We start from the raw sequence: 15987 nt of genomic DNA on the forward strand, positions 1-15987 counted from the left end.
CCGGGTCTCAGCTCGTGCGCGCGGCGTCGAAGCGCTTCATGCGCTCCAGCACGGCGTCGGAGGTCGGACGGTGCATCTCGTCGACGATCTGGCCGTCCGCGAGGAAGAGGACGCGGTCCGCGTAGGACGCGGCGCTCGGGTCGTGGGTGACCATGACGATGGTCTGGCCGAGTTCGCGCACACTGCGCTGCAGGAAGCCGAGCACCTCGGCGCCGGACCGGGAGTCCAGGTTGCCGGTCGGCTCGTCCCCGAAGATGATCTCCGGGCGCGACGCGAGCGCGCGGGCGCAGGCGACGCGCTGCTGCTGGCCGCCGGACAGCTCGGTCGGGCGGTGCGACAGGCGGTCGCGCAGGCCCACCGTGTCGATGACGTTGTCGAGCCACGCCTGGTCGGGCTTGCGGCCGGCGATGTCCATCGGCAGCGTGATGTTCTCCAGCGCGGTCAGCGTCGGGAGCAGGTTGAACGCCTGGAAGATGAAGCCGATGTGGTCGCGGCGGAGCTTGGTCAGCTCCTTGTCCTTCAGACCGGTGATCTCCGTGTCGCCGATCCAGCTGCGCCCGGACGAGACCGAGTCGAGCCCGGCCAGGCAGTGCATCAGCGTCGACTTGCCGGAACCGGACGGGCCCATGATGGCGGTGAACTGGCCGCGGGCGATTTCGACGTCGACGGCGTTCAGCGCGACCACGCGGGTCTCGCCCTCGCCGTACGCCTTGGTGAGCTGCTGGGCGCGGGCGGCGATGCCGGTGCCCCGGGGATCCGCGTCTTTGGTGGCAGCCGTGGCCGTGGTCACGTGAACTCCTGCGATGGCTAGAGCGACGACATTTTTCGAGTGACACGATCACGGTAGGTGCGGTGTTCGCCTGATGAATCGTCGTCAGGAACTGATCACGTGGTCCTCCCCCAGGAGGAGCGGCACCATCCCGGCGTACGCGCTCCCCTAGGGGGCGGGGCTCGGGGTAGGGACCTCGGACGGCGTAGCGCGCTCCTTCTTCCGGAGGACCCGCCGCGACTTTCGTCGGTGCCCGCGCAGCCGTTGTGGGCTACCGGCGGACGGGTGCGGGGGGCGAGCCTGGAGTCACGTTCGCCGCCCCGTGCGCGGTCCGCACCGGGCGGATCCCGTACCGCAGCCGAGGAGGACCCGTGACCCAGCAGCCGGACCGGCACCGCAGGCCGTCGCCGCCGGACGGGGCCGAGGTGCCCGCACCACCGAACGACCCGGGGGTGGCGGCGCGCGCCGCGCAGCTCACCAAGGCGTACGGCGAGGGCGAGACGCAGGTGCGCGCGCTCGACGCGGTCGACATCGACATTCCGCGGGGCCGCTTCACCGCGATCATGGGCCCCTCGGGTTCCGGCAAGTCGACGCTGATGCACTGCCTGGCCGGGCTCGACTCGGTCACCCGCGGCCGGGTATGGATCGCCGGCACGGAGATCACCCAGCTCAAGGACAAGGAGCTGACCAAGCTCCGGCGCGACCGGATCGGGTTCGTGTTCCAGGCGTTCAACCTGCTGCCGACGCTGACCGCGCTGGAGAACATCACGCTGCCGATGGACATCGCCGGCCACAAGCCGGATCCGGCGTGGCTGGAGCAGGTGATCTCCGCGGTCGGGCTCCAGGACCGGCTCAAACACCGGCCGACCGAGCTGTCCGGCGGCCAGCAGCAGCGCGTGGCGTGCGCCCGGGCGCTGGCCTCGCGTCCGGAGATCGTGTTCGCGGACGAGCCGACCGGCAACCTCGACTCCCGGTCGGGCGCCGAGGTCCTCGGCTTCCTGCGGCGCAGCGTCGACGTGCTCGGGCAGACCATCGTGATGGTCACGCATGACCCCGGAGCCGCGTCCTACGCGCACCAGGTGGTCTTCCTGGCGGACGGCCACATCGTCGACGAGATGGACGCGCCGACGCCCGACCGGGTCCTCGAACGCATGAAGCGGTTCGACAAGCTCCGCACCGCCTAGCCGCCGCCACCCCCACCGCACATCATCCGCCGGCGTCAGATCTCTCAGATCCCCTAGGGGAGTTCGCGTAGCGGCCCGCCAACTGGCCGGTCGGGCGGTGCCGCCTGCCCGCAACCTGCCGCGGACCCGGCGGAACCACCCGCCGAGGACGGAACCGACATGTGGAAAACCACCGTGCGCAACCTGGTCGCGCACCGGCTCAGACTGCTGCTCACGGCGATCGCGATCGTCTTCGGCGTGGCCTTCGTGTCGGGCGTGCTGACGCTCAACGCGACCGTGTCCGACGGCTACCGGAAGGCCGCCGCCACCGACCTGAAGGACGTCGCGGTCGGCATGCGCGCCACCGCGGACGCCACCCGCGACCTGCAAGTGCCGCAGCTCGACGAGAAGCTCGTCGACAAGATCCGCACCCTGCCCGGCGTTTCCGCGGTCCGTGCGACCAACTCCGGCTTCACCGCGGTGGTCGACAAGGACGGCGACCGGATGGGCGGGCGCCGCAACACCACCGGCACCACGTTCTCGCCCGGCAAGGACGGCCAGGACCCCAAGTACCGCTTCACCAGCGGCCGCGGCCCAGCCGGTTCCGGCGAGGTGGCCATCGACGAACGCGCGGCGCAGGACGCCGGGTTCAAGGTCGGCGACCGCATCCGCGTGGTCGCCAACGGCCCCGTCCTCACCCCGCTGCTCGTCGGCACCTTCACCACCGACGACGCGCAGTACAAGCTCGGCGGCACCCTGACCCTGTTCGACCGCGGCACCGCGCAGGCCCTGTTCAGCCGGCCCGGCGCCTACAGCACGATCGCCGTCTACGCAGCCCCCGGTACCGCCGAGGCCGCGCTGCTCGCCGAGATCCAACCGCTCACCCCGCGCGGTGCGGAGGCCAAGACCGGCGACGCGCTGCGCACCGACCAGCAGAACGACATCGAGCGCAGCACCAAGAGCCTCACCCAGACGCTGCTGATGTTCGCCGGCATCGCGCTGTTCGTCGGCACGTTCATCATCGCCAACACGTTCTCCATGCTGGTCGCCCAGCGCACCCGCGAGTTCGCGCTGCTGCGGGCCATCGGCGCGACCCGCCGCCAGGTGTCCCGGGCGGTGCTGGTCGAGGCGACGGTGCTCGGCCTGGTGTCCGGCATCGTCGGCTACGTCCTCGGCATCGGCCTGTGCCAGGCCCTGCGCGCGGTGTTCGACGCGATCGACGCGGAACTCCCGCCCGGGCCCGTGGTGATCTCGTCCGGTGCGATCATCGCCGCGCTCGTGGTCGGCGTGCTGGTCACCGTGGTCGCCGCCTGGCTGCCCGCGCACCGGGCGTCGTCGATCCCGCCGGTCGCCGCGCTGCGCAGCGACCTGCCGCCGAGCACCAAGAGCCTGCGCGTCCGCAACGCGGTGGGCGGCCTGCTGGTCGCGCTCGGTGTCGCCGTCGTCTACGGCGTCAGCAGGGTCGAGGACAAGGGCAACGGCGACCTGATGATGATCATGGGCGGCGGGTTCCTCGCGCTGATCGGCGTCATCATGCTGGTGCCGCTGCTGTCCACGCCGGTGCTGCGGCTGCTCGGCCGGCCGCTGGCCGCCCTGTTCGGGGTGTCCGGCAAGCTCGCCAAGGAGAACGCGGTCCGCAACCCGCGCCGCACCGCGGCCACCGCGTCCGCCCTGATGATCGGCCTCATCCTGGTCAGCACGCTGTCCGTCTTCGGGTCCTCGCTCAAACAGGAACTCGACCGGGTCGCGCTGCGCGGCATCTCCGCCGACTACGGCGTGGAGATGGTCTCCGGCACCCCCATGGACGCCGCCATGGTCGACGCGGTCCGCAAGGCGCCGGGCGTGCAGGCGATGTCCCCGCAGCTCGGCGCCCAGGCCCGGGTCGGCGGCAAGGACACCGACATCACCGCGCTGGACGCCAAAACCGGCATGGACCTGCTGCACGCCGAATTCGTCGAAGGCGGCCCCCAGGGCTTCGCGACCGGCCTGATCGTCGACGAGCAGCGTGCCGAGGACAAGGGCTGGAAGGTCGGCAGCCTCGCCGACGTCACCTTCCCCGACGGCAAGACCGCGAGCATCCCGGTCGGCGGCATCTACAAGAAGAACCTGCTGCTCGGCGACGCCCTCATGACCACCGAGGCACTCGCCCCGCACCTGGACCGGCCGCTGGCGAGCGCGATCTTCGTCAAGGCCGCGCCCGGACAGGAAGGCGCCCTGCGCGGCACCCTCAAGAAGGCGCTCGGCGACAACCCGGCCGTCAAGATCATGTCCAAGGACGACTACCGCAAGGAACTGGGCGGCATCATCGACCTGTTGCTCAACCTCCTCTACGGCCTCCTCGGCATGGCCATCGTCATCGCGGTCATCGGCATCGTGAACACCCTTGCCATGTCCGTCTTCGAACGCACCCGCGAGATCGGCATGCTTCGCGCGATCGGCTTGGACCGCCGCCGGGTCCGCGTCATGATCCGGGTGGAAGCCGTGCTGATCTCGGTCTTCGGCGCCCTGCTCGGCATGGGCCTCGGCCTGCTGATCGGTGTGCTCGGCGTGCGCGCCGCCAAGGGCAGCACCGAGATGACCCCGGTCGTGCCGTGGGACCGAATGGGGCTGTTCCTGATCCTGGCCGCGCTGGTCGGCATGCTGGCCGCGGCCTGGCCGGCCCGGCGGGCGGCGAAGATGGAGGTGCTCGGCGCCATCCGCGGCGCGTGACGGCATGAGCGGCGGACACGGGGTGACGGGGATGCTCGGCACGGTGTCCGGTGCCGCGGTGTGGGCATGTGCGTGGGCACTGGCACCGGGGACGGCCGACCGGCGGGACCGGGACCAGCGGCGAGGAGGCAGGAAAGTGCGGAGTGCGACGATCGGGCGGCTGCGTCTGAGCTGGCCGCTGCGCCCGCGGACGTTCGACCGGGTCTTCGCGCTCGGCTTCCTGCTCCTCGTCGTGGTCGTCCTGGGCATCGCGGCCTGGGTCGACCGCGACGAGCACATCGCCGGCACCGAGTACGTCAAGGCGGCCACCCAGCTGCTGTCCGTGTTCCTGCTGCTGTGGCGCCGCACCCACCCCATCCCGGTGGCCGTCGCGTGCGGGCTGCTGTCCATCCCCGAACAGGCCGTCGCCATGCCGTGGGCGCTCTACGCGGTCGGCGCGTTCACCGACAACCGGCGCAAGGTCTGGGCGGCGGTCGTGCCGCTCAGCATCCTGTGGGCGAGGCCGTGGGACCTGCCGACGGTCACCGACCAGATCGGCAACATCCTCATCGGCCTCGCCCCCGCGCTCTACGGCCTCTACGTCGCGTCCCGCCGCCGTCTCATCGCCGCCCTCGAAGAACGCGCCGAACGCGCCGAACGCGAACAGGAACTCCGCGCCGAACACGCCCGCTCCGAGGAACGCGCCCGACTCGCCGGCGAAATGCACGACGTCGTCACCCACCGGGTCAGCCTCATGGTGCTGCAAGCCGGCGCCCTGCGGGCCCTCGCCCCCGACGCCGGCACCCGGCAGGCCGCCGAGGAACTCCGCCTCGTCGGCTGCCAGGCCATGGAGGAACTCCGCAACCTCGTCGCGATCCTGCGCAGCGAGGACAGCGTCGGATCGGCCGTGGACGACCTGCCGCGCGCACTCGACCTCGGCACCCTGGTCGCCGACTCGCGCAGCGCCGGAGTGGACGTGGAGCTGGACGCCGACCCGGTGCCCGCGGCGTCACCCGTCGTGGTGCGGACCGCCTACCGCATCGTCCAGGAGTCGCTCACCAACGTGCACAAGCACGCCCCTGGCGCCCGCGTCGACGTGGTGGTGCGCAACCGGGACGGCTGGCTCCGCCTCGAAGTCCGCAACACCCGGCCGACCGGTCCGTGCGAACTCGTCTTCCCCGGCGAAGGCACCGGACTGCGCGGCCTGCGGCAGCGCGTGGAGATGGTGAACGGGTCGCTGCGTGCCGGGCCGACCGGCGACGGCGGGTTCGCCGTGTGGGCGGATCTTCCGACGGGCGCGCCGGTAGAGTCGGCCTCGGGGGTGCGATGATCCGGGTTCTGGTGGTCGACGACGAGCGCATGGTCTGCACGCTGCTGCGGACGATCCTCGGCACGGCGCCGGACATCGACGTGGTCGGCGAGGCTTACGACGGTGCCGAAGCCGTCGAGTCCGTCGTGCGGCTCGCACCCGACGTGGTGTTCATGGACCTGCACATGCCCGGTGTCGACGGGCTCACCGCGATCGAACGCATCGTGCACCTCCCCGACCCGCCGCGCGTGGTGGTGCTGACCACCATCGACCCCGACCAGTACGTGCTGCGCGCCCTGCACGCCGGGGCGGCCGGGTTCCTGCTCAAGGACACCCCGCCGGAAGACCTCATCGGCCTGGTGCGCGTGGCCCACGAGGGCCACACCGTGCTGTCTCCCGCGGCGACCCGCGGCCTGGTGACGGCGTCCGCCGGGCAGGACGCGGTGCGGCAGCGGGCGCTGGAGCGCATCGGCGAACTCACCGAACGGGAGCGCGATGTGCTGGCGTGCCTGGGGGAGGGGCTGGCCAACGCGCAGATCGGCGAACGGCTGTTCCTCAGCGAGGCGACCGTGAAGGGCTACGTGTCGCGGCTGCTGGTCAAACTCGATTGCGCGAACCGGACGCAGGCGGGAATCGTCGCCTACGACGCGGGGCTGATCAACCGGCAGTAGCCGCCGGCAGCCACCGGACCGGGCGTGCGGCGCTTCTTCCCCGGCAGTGCCGCACGCCCCTTCTCGTCCCGGGCTGGGGACGAGTAGGGGCGTGATCCGGGCGATTTAAAGGCCGGTTCACGGCCGTGCAACAACGGGCCGGGAGCCTGGTCGCATGTCTTCCGTTCTTGTGGTGTGGGGATCCCCGTCCGAGGCGTCGCGCACCGGCGCGGTCGCCGCGCAGGTGGCCGACCGGCTCGCCGCCGCCGGGCACGGGGTCGACCGGCTCGCCGTCCGCGACCTGCCCGCCGAAGCGCTCCTGCACGCCGACTTCGCCGACCCGGCGGTCCGCGACGCGATCGCCCGGGTGGAGCGCGCCGACGCGCTGGTGGTGGCGAGCCCCGTCTACAAGGCCGCCTACAGCGGCGTGCTCAAGGCGTTCCTGGACGTCCTGCCGCAGTTCGCCCTCCGCGGCAAGGCGGTGCTTCCGGTGCTCACCGGCGGCTCGCCCGCGCATGTGCTGGCGCTGGACTACGCGCTGCGGCCGGTGCTCACCTCGCTGGGGGCGTCGCACGTGTCCCAGGGATGGTTCGTGCACGAGAGCTTCGTGCGCCCCGAGCCGGAGCAGGGCACCCACGTGCTCGACCCCGAGGGCACGGCGCCGCTGTGGGAGCTGGTCGACGCGTTCGCCGGGCAGCTGCCGGAGGCGGTTGCGGGGCGGGCCGCGGCTTAGCCGGGTCTAGGTCCCGACGACCGCGAGAGCCGCCCACAAGGCGACGACGGCGGCGGTCAGGGTGGCCGGGACGGCGGCGACCGCGAGGCGGGTGAACTCGCCGAGACCGACCGCGGTGCCGCGATCGGTGACGATGCGACGCCAGAGCAGGGTGGCCAGGGAGCCCGCGTAGGTCAGGTTGGGGCCGATGTTCACGCCGAGCAGCACGGCCAGCACCGGGCCCGCACCGTGCGGGGCGGCCAGCGGGGCGAGGACGAGCACCGCGGGCAGGTTGTTGACGGTGTTCGCCAGCAGCGCCGCGAGGCCGGCCACGGCGAGCAGGTCGACCAGGCCGCTCCCGGACGGCATGACGTGGCCGAGGAGGTCGTCGAGGCCGTGGTCCACCACCGCCCGCACGACGATGCCGAGGGCGAGCACGAACGCGAGGAACGGGATCGCGGCGGACCGCACGATCGCCGTGGGCGACGTCTCGCGGCGGAGCAGCGCCCGCACGGCCAGGACGGCCGCGCCCGCCGCGGCCACCCACGCCGGGTCGATCCCGGCGGCCGACGCGATGCCGAAGCCGGCCAGCGTGGCGCCGACCACGGCGAGCGCGAACACCGGCATCGGGGCGTCCCCGTCGGGCTCGGGCGGGGACGCGGGAACCAGGTCGGCGGCGAAGAAGCGCCGGAAGACCGCGTACTCGACGGCGATGGCGACTGTCCACGGCAACGCCATCAGCAGGGCGAAACGGCCGAAGGTCAGGCCGGTCGCGGAGAACGCCAGCAGGTTCGTCAGGTTGGACACCGGGAGCAGCAGCGACGCGGTGTTCGACAAGTGCGCGCAGGCGTACAGGTGCGGCTTGGCGCGGGCGCCGACATATGCCGTGGTGGCGAAGACCACCGGGGTGAGCAGCACGACGGTGGCGTCGAGGCTGAGTGCCGCGGTGATGGTGGACGCGGCCACGAAGACGTGGGTGAGCAGCTTCTTCGGGTTGCCGCGGGCGCTCCGCGCCATCCACGCCCCGCACGCCCGGAACACGCCCTCGTCGTCGCACAGCTTCGCGAGCACCAGCACCGCGGCGAGGAACCCGATGACCGGGCCCAGCCGCTCCGCCTCCGCCCGCGCGTGGTCCAGCGATATGCCGCCGGTGGCGACGACGAGGCCTGCCGCGGGGACGGCGAAGACCGCCTCGGGCAGGTTCCTGGGCCGCAGTACCGCGGCGCCGAGGACGACGAGCAGCAGCACGGCCGGGAGTATCGCGGGGAGCAGGGCCGGACCTTCCGGTCGATCGGGTGCGGGGGACCCGGCCATGGTGCGCGATCACCCGGCCATGCCCCAAACCGGCCCCCGCACAAGGCCACCGTGCGCACGGTCGCCGCGAGCGCCCGGTCACCGACAGTGCCGGCCCCCGCGGCCGGGCCGGCCCGCCCCCCGGATCAGCTGCACGACCCCCACGCCGCGCTCCCCGGCACCCCCGCCCCGTCCGCCGCGACCAGCGACACCGTGCTGCCGCTCGCCGCCGGGCCGCGGCAGGTGCTGCGGTGGTGGGCGGCGATGTGGTCGCGGCGCACGTTGTCGCGGAACGCGGGGATCTCCGACAGGCGCGCGAAGTAGTCCCAGACCGCGGTGTGCTCGGCGAGGGCCCGGACGTCCTCGGCGCGCAGGTGCAGGCGGTGCACCGCATCCACGTGCAGGAGGGTCGTCCACAGGTGGACGTCGGCCGCGGTCAGGGTGGCGCCGAGCAGGAACTCGCCCTGTGCCAAACGGCTTTCCAGGAGACCGAAGGCGTTGCGGACGGTCTCCATGGCCTCGTCGTAGCGGGCGCCCGCGCGGGCCCGGCCGGCCCGCTGGGCGGCCTCCCAGATCTCGTCGTCGCACAGCGTCTCGTAGGCGGCTATGCCGGCGGTGAAGGCCGCCGGGTACAGGTCAGGGCCGGGGCCGTCGAACGCGGTCGCGAGGTCGTACAGGATGTCCGACGGCTGGTTGCTGACGATCCGCCCCGACCAGCGGTCCCACAGTGCGGGCACCGACACCGGGCCGTCGTAGTGGTACTCCGTCGCCTCGTACGCCTCGCGCAGGAACGCGAACCCGCCCGCGGTGTCCAGTCCGTGCCCGTCGCCGGGCCGGAACGCCCAGCCGCGGCCGTCCCGCACCGGGTCGACCGCCGACACCGTCACCGCGTCCTCCAGACCGCGCAGGTCGCGGGTGACGACGGCGCGCAGCGAACGCGGACACGCGAAACAGACGTACAAGTGGTAGCGGTTGGGGTCGGCGCGGAACCCGCTGCCCGGCGCGCGGCCGATGCGGCCGCGGAATCGCGGCGCGGGGTTTCCGAAAGTGCGGTAGCGGCCGTGGACACGGAGGTCGGCGGGGTCGGCGGACCGGGGCAGGCGTGCGGGCATGGCGGAAACTCCCTGGGAGCCGGAACGGGCAGGAGCAGGGAACACGGGAGCGAACACAAGCGGCGCCGGTTAGGCCGCGCTGCACACCCGGAGCAGATCGATGTGGCGCCGCCGCAGGAAACGGCCGGAGACCAAGGGAAGGGGCTGCGGAAAGAACGTCCCGCGGGTGCCGCGCATCGTCTTCCCCCTTCGCCCAGCTCTGTCGGATTATTCGCGGGGGCGCGCCGGAGCGTCAAGGCCACGGCGCCGTCCCAACGGGCCCGAGGACGGCCGGTATTGCCCTGTTGACCTGGGGTGTTGCCGCGATGGCGGCGGAGTGCCCGGCTCCGGAACGGTTGGTCGAAAGTCGGCAAAGTCGCCGTACGCCGGTGGTTCGCACAGTCGGCACGCCACTACGATCCAACGGTTCTGCGGGAATTCTGCGGGATTGAGTATTTACGGGGATTGTGGGGGTTTGCTGGCATGTCCGCTTCCGAAAGCGGCGGTGGATTCCGGACCGTGCTGGTCAACTGGGGCCCGACGCTGCTGTTCAACGTCGTCGCGCCGCTGCTGACGTACCAGCTCCTGGTCGATCACATGAGCGGGGTCTACGCCCTGCTGCTCTCCGGCCTGTGGCCGGCCGCCGAAGTGGCGGTGTTCTACGCGATACGCCGCCGGATCGACGACTTCGGCATGCTCACCTTGATGTTCCTCGCCCTGAGCGTGGTCGCCGCGGCCCTGTTCCACAGCGAACGCATGCTGCTCCTCAAGGAGTCGGCGATCACCGCGGTCTTCGGGCTGATCTGCCTGGCGACGCTCGCCGCGCGGCGGCCGCTGATGTTCTACTTCGGCCGCAAGTTCGCCACCGACGGCACCGAAGCGGGTGTGGCGTACTGGAACTCCATGTGGCAGTACGAGGGGTTCCGCAGTACGCAGCGGATGCTCACCACGGTGTGGGGCGTCGTGTACCTGATCGAGGCCGCGGTGCGGGTCGCGCTGACGTTCGTGCTGTCGCGCGGGGCCGCCGTGACGATGAACAACATCGTGCCGTATGTGGTCCTCGGCGGACTGCTCTACTGGACGATCGGCATCGGCAAGAAGCGCCGCGCGGCGGCGCTCGCGGCCGGGCGTCCGTCGGCCCTCGGGCCGGTACCGGAACAAGGCGCGACCGCACCCGCGAACGCCCCGGCGAACCCGGCCGCGAGCACCGCCCCGGAAGCCGTCTAGGCGGACCGCCGGGTCAGTAGCCGGGCAGCGGCTTGCGCTCGTGCCGTTTGACGCAGGCCCCCGGCCCGGTCGTCCAGCGGATCCGGCCGCTCGCGTCGCAGACCAGGCAGGCCTCCTGCTTGCCGACCGGTGCGGGGCGGCCGTCGACCAGTGCGCCGTGCGCGGCATAACGCCAGCCGTCGCCGTCGCATGCCTGGCAGAGCACCGTCATCTCCGGCGGGAAACCCGGCGGTGGTACCGGCGGAAGTTCCGGGGTCTCCGGAGGGCTGTCGTCCACGGACCCCCACGCTATCCCCGCGGCCCCGGAAGCGGGATGCCCCGGGCGGATCCTCATCCGTCCGGGGCATCGCGTCGGTGCGGGGGGCCGCCGGGAATTCCGGTCAGGCGGGGCTGTGGCCGCCCGCGGTGCGCAGCCGACCGAACGCCGCCGAGCAGTACCGCCCGACGCCGCGCGCGAGCGCCCCTTCGGGGATGCCCCTCGACTCGCGGAACAGCCGGACGAAGCCGAGGACCATCGCCGCGCCGATGGCGATGAGGTGTTCGCGGCCGGCCAGGTTCGGCACCGCGACCGACTCGACGATCATCGACAGGCTGGTCAGCGAGAACAGCACGGGCGCGCGCTTGACCACCGAGATGTAGGAGAACAAGCCGACGACCGCCGCGGACGGGCCGGTGTCCAGCACATAGGCCGCCGAGTGCGGCAGGCCGAGCACGTGGTGCGGGCCGAGCCAGACCATGACACGGGCGGTCATCGTGCCGGCCAGCGTGGCGAGGTACGCGATCAGCAGTGTGCGCTTCCACCCGAGCGTGAGCTGGGCCAGCGCGAACGCGATGAACAACTGCGTCAGGCCCGCCCATACGGGCAGGTTGATCGCCGGGACGTACAGCGAGATCGGCGTGCGCAGCAGCGATATCGGCAGCGGCAGGCTCGCCTGCACGCCGCCGATGATGCGGACGAAGTCGTGGCCCCACTTGGTCAAGTGCACGGCGTGCAGCACGATGATGCCGAGGCACGCCGTGATCGCCAGATTCATGCCGCCCCAGCGGCGGTTCAGGAACACTTCCTTGAACGGCGCGACGACGATCGACTTGAACTCGTTGAGCAGCATGTGCCACACGAAGAGGACTATGCGGATCGGCCAGATGTATTGCCGCCCCGCACTCTCTCCGGTGGGGTAGGCAGCGTCGTAGGGATGGGGGTAGGCGGCAGTTCCGCCCCCGCTTTTCTGAAGTCCGTCGAGACGATCGACGACGTCGAGTACTCGGAACACGGCCTGACCTACACTCCGACTCTCAACCAATGCGTTACGCCGCGCGGCCTGCGCTTTCCGATTCGCCACTCTTGCACATACAGCGTACGAACGAGTCGCCGAAACGGTTGCCTGCATTTCCGACGCAGGTCGGACATCCCGGCGGCGAAATGCGCCTTGAGGAGGAGGCCCCGCAGCGCCTTGCGGGCAAACGCGCAGGTGGGCGCTTTGCACCGGGGAGGAGCCCGGAACCCGGCAGGTGCGCGGCGGCGGGAGTGAGCCCGGTCACGCCGCGCGGCAGGGTGCATCGGCCGTGCGCGGAGCCCGCGGGAAGACGGGAATGAGGGGCGCCGCGCACGGCCGATGGATCGGGGGTACCGACCCGGCCGGGTCGGGCCGGCCTTAGCCGGAGCGGGTGTCAGTCGGTGACGAGGACGACCTTGCCGCGGCTGTGGCCGGTTTCGACGATGCGGTGCGCTTCGGCGGCGTCGGCGAGGGGGATGCGGTGGCCGATGTGCACGGTCAGCGCGCCCTTGTCGTACAGGTCGACGAGCTCGCCGAGGCGCTCCTGCGAGCGGGCGCCGGGGCCGCCGCGCGCGCCGACCACGCCGAGGCGCGCGGCGCCGTCGAAGTCGACGATGGTGGCGATCCGCGACCGGTCGGCGACCAGCTCGACGGACACGTCGAGGGAGCCGCGGCCGGCGGCGTCGAACGCGGCGTCCACACCCTGGGGAGCGGCCGCCCGGACACGGTCGGCCAGACCGTCGCCGTAGGCCACCGGGATCGCGCCGAGGCCGCGGACGTAGTCGTGGTTGGCGGGGCTCGCGGTGCCGATCACCGTCGCGCCCCACGCCGTTGCCAGTTGCACCGCGAACGTGCCGACGCCGCCCGCGGCCGCGTGCACCAGCACCGTGTCGCCCGCGCCGACCCCCAGTTCGCGCAGCACCCGGTGCGCGGTCTGGCCGGACGCGGACAGCACCGCGGCCTCCTCCCACGGCATCGCCGCGGGCTTGCGGACGAGCTGGTCGGCGGGGACCGCGACGGCTTCCGCGTAGGCGCCGAGCATCGTCCAGCCGAGGACCTCGTCCCCGACCTCCCACGCGGTGACGCCCGGGCCGAGCGCGTCGACCACGCCGGAGAACTCGTTGCCCGGGGTGGCGGGCAGCGTCGGCGCCATGGTCGGCGGCGCGAGCCCCCGCCGCAGGGACGTGTCGACCGGCTGCACGCCCGCGGCCCGGATCCGGACGCGGACCTCGCCCGCGCCGGGTGCGGGCAGCGGGGCCTCGGCGAGTTCGAGGACGTCGGGGGAGCCGTACTCACGGAAGACGATGGCGCGCATGGAAGATCCGTCCCGTCGGGGCGAGTGGTGCGTGGATGCCTCCGGCCACCATGCAGGTTGAAGTTCGGTTGAGGTCAAGGGGGTGCGGACTGCGGGCGGGATCGTTCGCGCGGAATTCACAAACCGTGCGGGGGCGCTCCGCCGGGGGCGGGCCGTGCCGGGGGCGGGCCGGGCCGGGGTCAGGCCTGGGTGCGGGGCCGCGCGGAGCGGGCCAGCCAGCGGCCGTCGTGCCGGCTGACCTCGATGGGGCGGCCGAAGCACTCCGTCATGCGGGCGCCGGTCAGCACCTCGTCGACGGGGCCGCGCGCCAGCACCCGGCCGTCGCGCAGCAGCAGCGCGTGGCCGATGTTGGGGGCGAGTTCCTCGAGGTGGTGGGTGACGGTGACGGTGGTCAGCCGCGGCCGGGTCGCCGCGAGGCGGTGCATCGCGTCGATGAGGTCCTCGCGGGACGGCAGGTCGAGCGCGTTGAACGGCTCGTCGAGGAGCAGCAGCCCCGGGTCGGCGATGAGCGCGCGGGCGATGAGGATGCGGGCGCGCTGGCCGCCCGAGCACACCCCGTAGGGGCGGTCGGCGAGGTCCTTGAGGTCGAGTTCGGCGAGGAGTTCGTGGGCGCGGGCCTTGGTGTCGTCGTCGTACTTGCGCCACAGCGGCTGCACGGTGCCGGTCGCGCCGGTCAGCACGACGGTGTGCGCGGTCTGGTCGACGGGCACCTTCTGGGCGCTGGACACGAAGCCGATCCGGGCCCGGAGTTCGCGCATGTCGACGCGGCCGAGGCGGTGGCCGAGCACCTCGACGGTCCCTTCGGTGGGGTGCATCGTGGCGCCGACGAGGCGCAGGATCGTGGTCTTGCCCGCCCCGTTGGCGCCGAGCAGGGCCCACTGCTCGCCCGCGCGGACCGTCCAGTCGATGCCGTCGAGGATCACCTGGTCGGTCGTGTATTTGCGCACGCTCACACCGGCGAGGTCGGTGACGACGGGGATCGGCTGGTCGGCGGCCACGGTACCTCCCGGGCGTGGGGATCTTCCCGTCGACGATAACTGCAGACAGCACGTATCCGGGGAGCGGTCCGGTGGGCGAGACCGGGCGCGCGGGCCGGCCGAGATCAGGCGTGCAGGCCGGACTTGAGGGTGCCGGCGATGCTGCTGACCTGCGCGGATGTGAGTTCGCCGGGGGTCGCGGCGAAGTTGCCGGCGGCCTTCACCATGAGGGCGACGTCACCGCCGTCGCGGACCGGGATCCGCACGAAGGCGGCGGCGCGGGCATCCGGGGGAGCGGTGACCTTGCCGGTCTGGGGGACGGTGCCGGCCCAGGTGCGGAAGGCGTCGGTGTTGTCGTCGACGCCTCGGGTGTGCGCGAGCGATGGGAGAAGGAGGGCGAAGGCGCCGTTGTCGGTGCGGGTGGCGACGACGGTGACGCGCAGCGGCAGGCCGTCCACCCGGTAGTCGCACTCGATGGCGCTGTACGCCTCGGTGGCCGGGATGTCGGGGAACAGCTGCGAGGCGGGGACCGGGGCGCTCGGGCCGCCGGGCGGCGGCGCGTGGTTCTCGCCGACCGCGGCGGGGTCGTCCGGCGTGGCCTTCCCGGTGGCTCCGGCCTTGCGCAGCGCCGCCGCCATGTCGAACGCGAACGGGCAAGGGCCCGGCCGGTCGAGGCGCCCGGCAGCGGCGGAGACCGCGTCGACGGAGGTCGCGGGACTGTCTCCGTCGGAGGACGAACAGGCGGCGGTGGCAAGGAGGATCGCGAGGAGTGCGGCCCCTGCCTTCCGGGTGCGCTCGGGGCCGGTCGCGGTGCGGATCGTCATGCTTTGCGCCATGGCAGGACCGTATGCCGGGGACGGCGGCCGAATCGTGTGGACTTCCGTCTTGATTCGTGCGCCGGGGGCTTGTTGGTTGGATGAAGTCGTATGGGTGTTCGGCTACTTCGCGATGATGCCCGAGTCGGTGACGAGGACGGCGGCTTGGGCGGCGTCCGCTCCGCAGTTCGGGCCGTTGGGGTAGCTGGCTTTCGCCGTGACGGTGATGCGGCGGGTGCCGACCTCCGTGCCGGAGGCGTCGAGCAGGGTGAGGGTCAGGTCGACCGGGCCGGGGACGATGCCGGGGAGGGTCGCGTTGCCGTGCTTGCCGGGGAGCGGGGTGGCTTGGGCGGCGCACACCTCTCCGGTGCAGGACGTCGCGCCGACACCGGTCGACGGGAAGAGCTTTGCGGTGACGTCCTGGCAGGTGCCGCCCCAGCAGGCGTGCGTCTGGACCGATTCGGTGCGGGCCGCGGTGGCGGCGTCGAGATCGATGCCGATTCCGGGGACGGCGGCGACCAGCGTGCATGGGCGGTCGCCGGGGCTGTCGGAGCAGGCGACGGCGAAGGCGAGTGCGGCCGCCAGCGGGACGAGCCGTGCGGTGCGGGCGCTGCGTGCGGAGGACGACATGCCGGTCCGACGCGGCGGCGCGGGATTCGGTTCCGGGTTACCGTGACCGAGGAGCCCGGGCAAGTTGCGGTTGC

At 72.4% G+C, this 15987-nt stretch carries 15 protein-coding genes; 6 read left to right on the forward strand and 9 right to left on the reverse strand.

Annotation, left to right across the window (positions count from 1 at the left end; genetic code table 11):
* Window positions 1–7: 7 nt before the first annotated feature.
* The gene (locus ACPA54_RS24070; RefSeq protein ID WP_345676789.1) at window positions 8–790 is read right to left on the reverse strand and encodes an ABC transporter ATP-binding protein; all 783 of its coding nucleotides are present in this window, start codon (window positions 788–790) and stop codon (window positions 8–10) included.
* 404 nt (window positions 791–1194) lie between these two features.
* Here ACPA54_RS24070 and ACPA54_RS24075 point away from each other — a divergent pair, with 404 nt between their 5' ends.
* The 5 genes from ACPA54_RS24075 (at window position 1195) to ssuE (ending at window position 7312) form a co-directional block, all read left to right on the forward strand.
* A complete protein-coding gene (locus ACPA54_RS24075; RefSeq protein WP_423533077.1) occupies window positions 1195–1953 on the forward strand; it encodes an ABC transporter ATP-binding protein in 759 nt (252 codons plus the stop codon).
* A 159-nt stretch (window positions 1954–2112) separates the two neighbouring features.
* A complete protein-coding gene (locus tag ACPA54_RS24080) occupies window positions 2113–4641 on the forward strand; it encodes an ABC transporter permease (RefSeq protein WP_423532974.1) in 2529 nt (842 codons plus the stop codon).
* 136 nt (window positions 4642–4777) lie between these two features.
* A complete protein-coding gene (locus tag ACPA54_RS24085; protein WP_423532976.1) occupies window positions 4778–5950 on the forward strand; it encodes a sensor histidine kinase in 1173 nt (390 codons plus the stop codon).
* Window positions 5947–6600: a response regulator gene (locus tag ACPA54_RS24090; RefSeq protein WP_423532978.1), complete on the forward strand. Its 654-nt coding sequence runs from the start codon at window positions 5947–5949 to the stop codon at window positions 6598–6600. Before ACPA54_RS24085 ends, ACPA54_RS24090 begins: the two co-directional genes overlap by 4 nt.
* A gap of 154 nt (window positions 6601–6754) precedes the next feature.
* Complete coding sequence (gene ssuE / locus ACPA54_RS24095) at window positions 6755–7312, forward strand: NADPH-dependent FMN reductase (protein ID WP_423532980.1); 558 nt, start codon at window positions 6755–6757, stop codon at window positions 7310–7312.
* Window positions 7313–7318: 6 nt separating this feature from the next.
* Here ssuE and ACPA54_RS24100 read toward each other — a convergent pair whose 3' ends face one another.
* Together ACPA54_RS24100 and ACPA54_RS24105 are read right to left on the reverse strand one after the other, a co-directional pair.
* Window positions 7319–8605 carry an SLC13 family permease gene (locus tag ACPA54_RS24100; protein WP_423532981.1) on the reverse strand — a complete coding sequence of 429 codons (1287 nt, stop codon included), beginning with the start codon at window positions 8603–8605 and terminating at the stop codon, window positions 7319–7321.
* A gap of 125 nt (window positions 8606–8730) precedes the next feature.
* Window positions 8731–9696: a glutathione S-transferase C-terminal domain-containing protein gene (locus tag ACPA54_RS24105; RefSeq protein ID WP_423532983.1), complete on the reverse strand. Its 966-nt coding sequence runs from the start codon at window positions 9694–9696 to the stop codon at window positions 8731–8733.
* Window positions 9697–10158: 462 nt separating this feature from the next.
* On the opposite strand from ACPA54_RS24105, the gene ACPA54_RS24110 reads away from it, so the two are divergent.
* A complete protein-coding gene (locus ACPA54_RS24110; RefSeq protein ID WP_423532985.1) occupies window positions 10159–10902 on the forward strand; it encodes a VC0807 family protein in 744 nt (247 codons plus the stop codon).
* A gap of 13 nt (window positions 10903–10915) precedes the next feature.
* Here the strand turns inward: ACPA54_RS24110 and ACPA54_RS24115 are convergent, their stop codons facing one another.
* From ACPA54_RS24115 to ACPA54_RS24140, 6 genes are all read right to left on the reverse strand, one after another.
* On the reverse strand, window positions 10916–11179 hold the full coding sequence (locus tag ACPA54_RS24115) for a hypothetical protein (protein WP_345676799.1): 264 nt from the start codon (window positions 11177–11179) through the stop codon (window positions 10916–10918).
* A 103-nt stretch (window positions 11180–11282) separates the two neighbouring features.
* Window positions 11283–12173 (reverse strand): hypothetical protein, encoded by an 891-nt coding sequence (locus tag ACPA54_RS24120; RefSeq protein WP_423532987.1) that lies wholly within the window; start codon window positions 12171–12173, stop codon window positions 11283–11285.
* Between the two features lie 397 nt (window positions 12174–12570).
* The gene (locus ACPA54_RS24125; protein WP_423532989.1) at window positions 12571–13491 is read right to left on the reverse strand and encodes an NADP-dependent oxidoreductase; all 921 of its coding nucleotides are present in this window, start codon (window positions 13489–13491) and stop codon (window positions 12571–12573) included.
* A 179-nt stretch (window positions 13492–13670) separates the two neighbouring features.
* Window positions 13671–14489, reverse strand: coding sequence for an ABC transporter ATP-binding protein (locus ACPA54_RS24130; protein ID WP_423532991.1), 819 nt, complete (start codon window positions 14487–14489; stop codon window positions 13671–13673).
* Window positions 14490–14593: 104 nt separating this feature from the next.
* Entirely contained in the window at window positions 14594–15304 is a 711-nt protein-coding gene (locus ACPA54_RS24135; protein ID WP_423532993.1) for a hypothetical protein, read from the reverse strand.
* Window positions 15305–15406: 102 nt separating this feature from the next.
* Window positions 15407–15913, reverse strand: a complete 507-nt coding sequence (locus ACPA54_RS24140; protein ID WP_423532995.1) for a hypothetical protein — start codon at window positions 15911–15913, stop codon at window positions 15407–15409.
* Between the last annotated feature and the right edge of the window lie 74 nt (window positions 15914–15987).

Source organism: Uniformispora flossi, assembly GCF_049534875.1.
In the GTDB taxonomy this organism is placed as follows: Bacteria; Actinomycetota; Actinomycetes; order Streptomycetales; family Streptomycetaceae; genus Yinghuangia; species Yinghuangia aomiensis.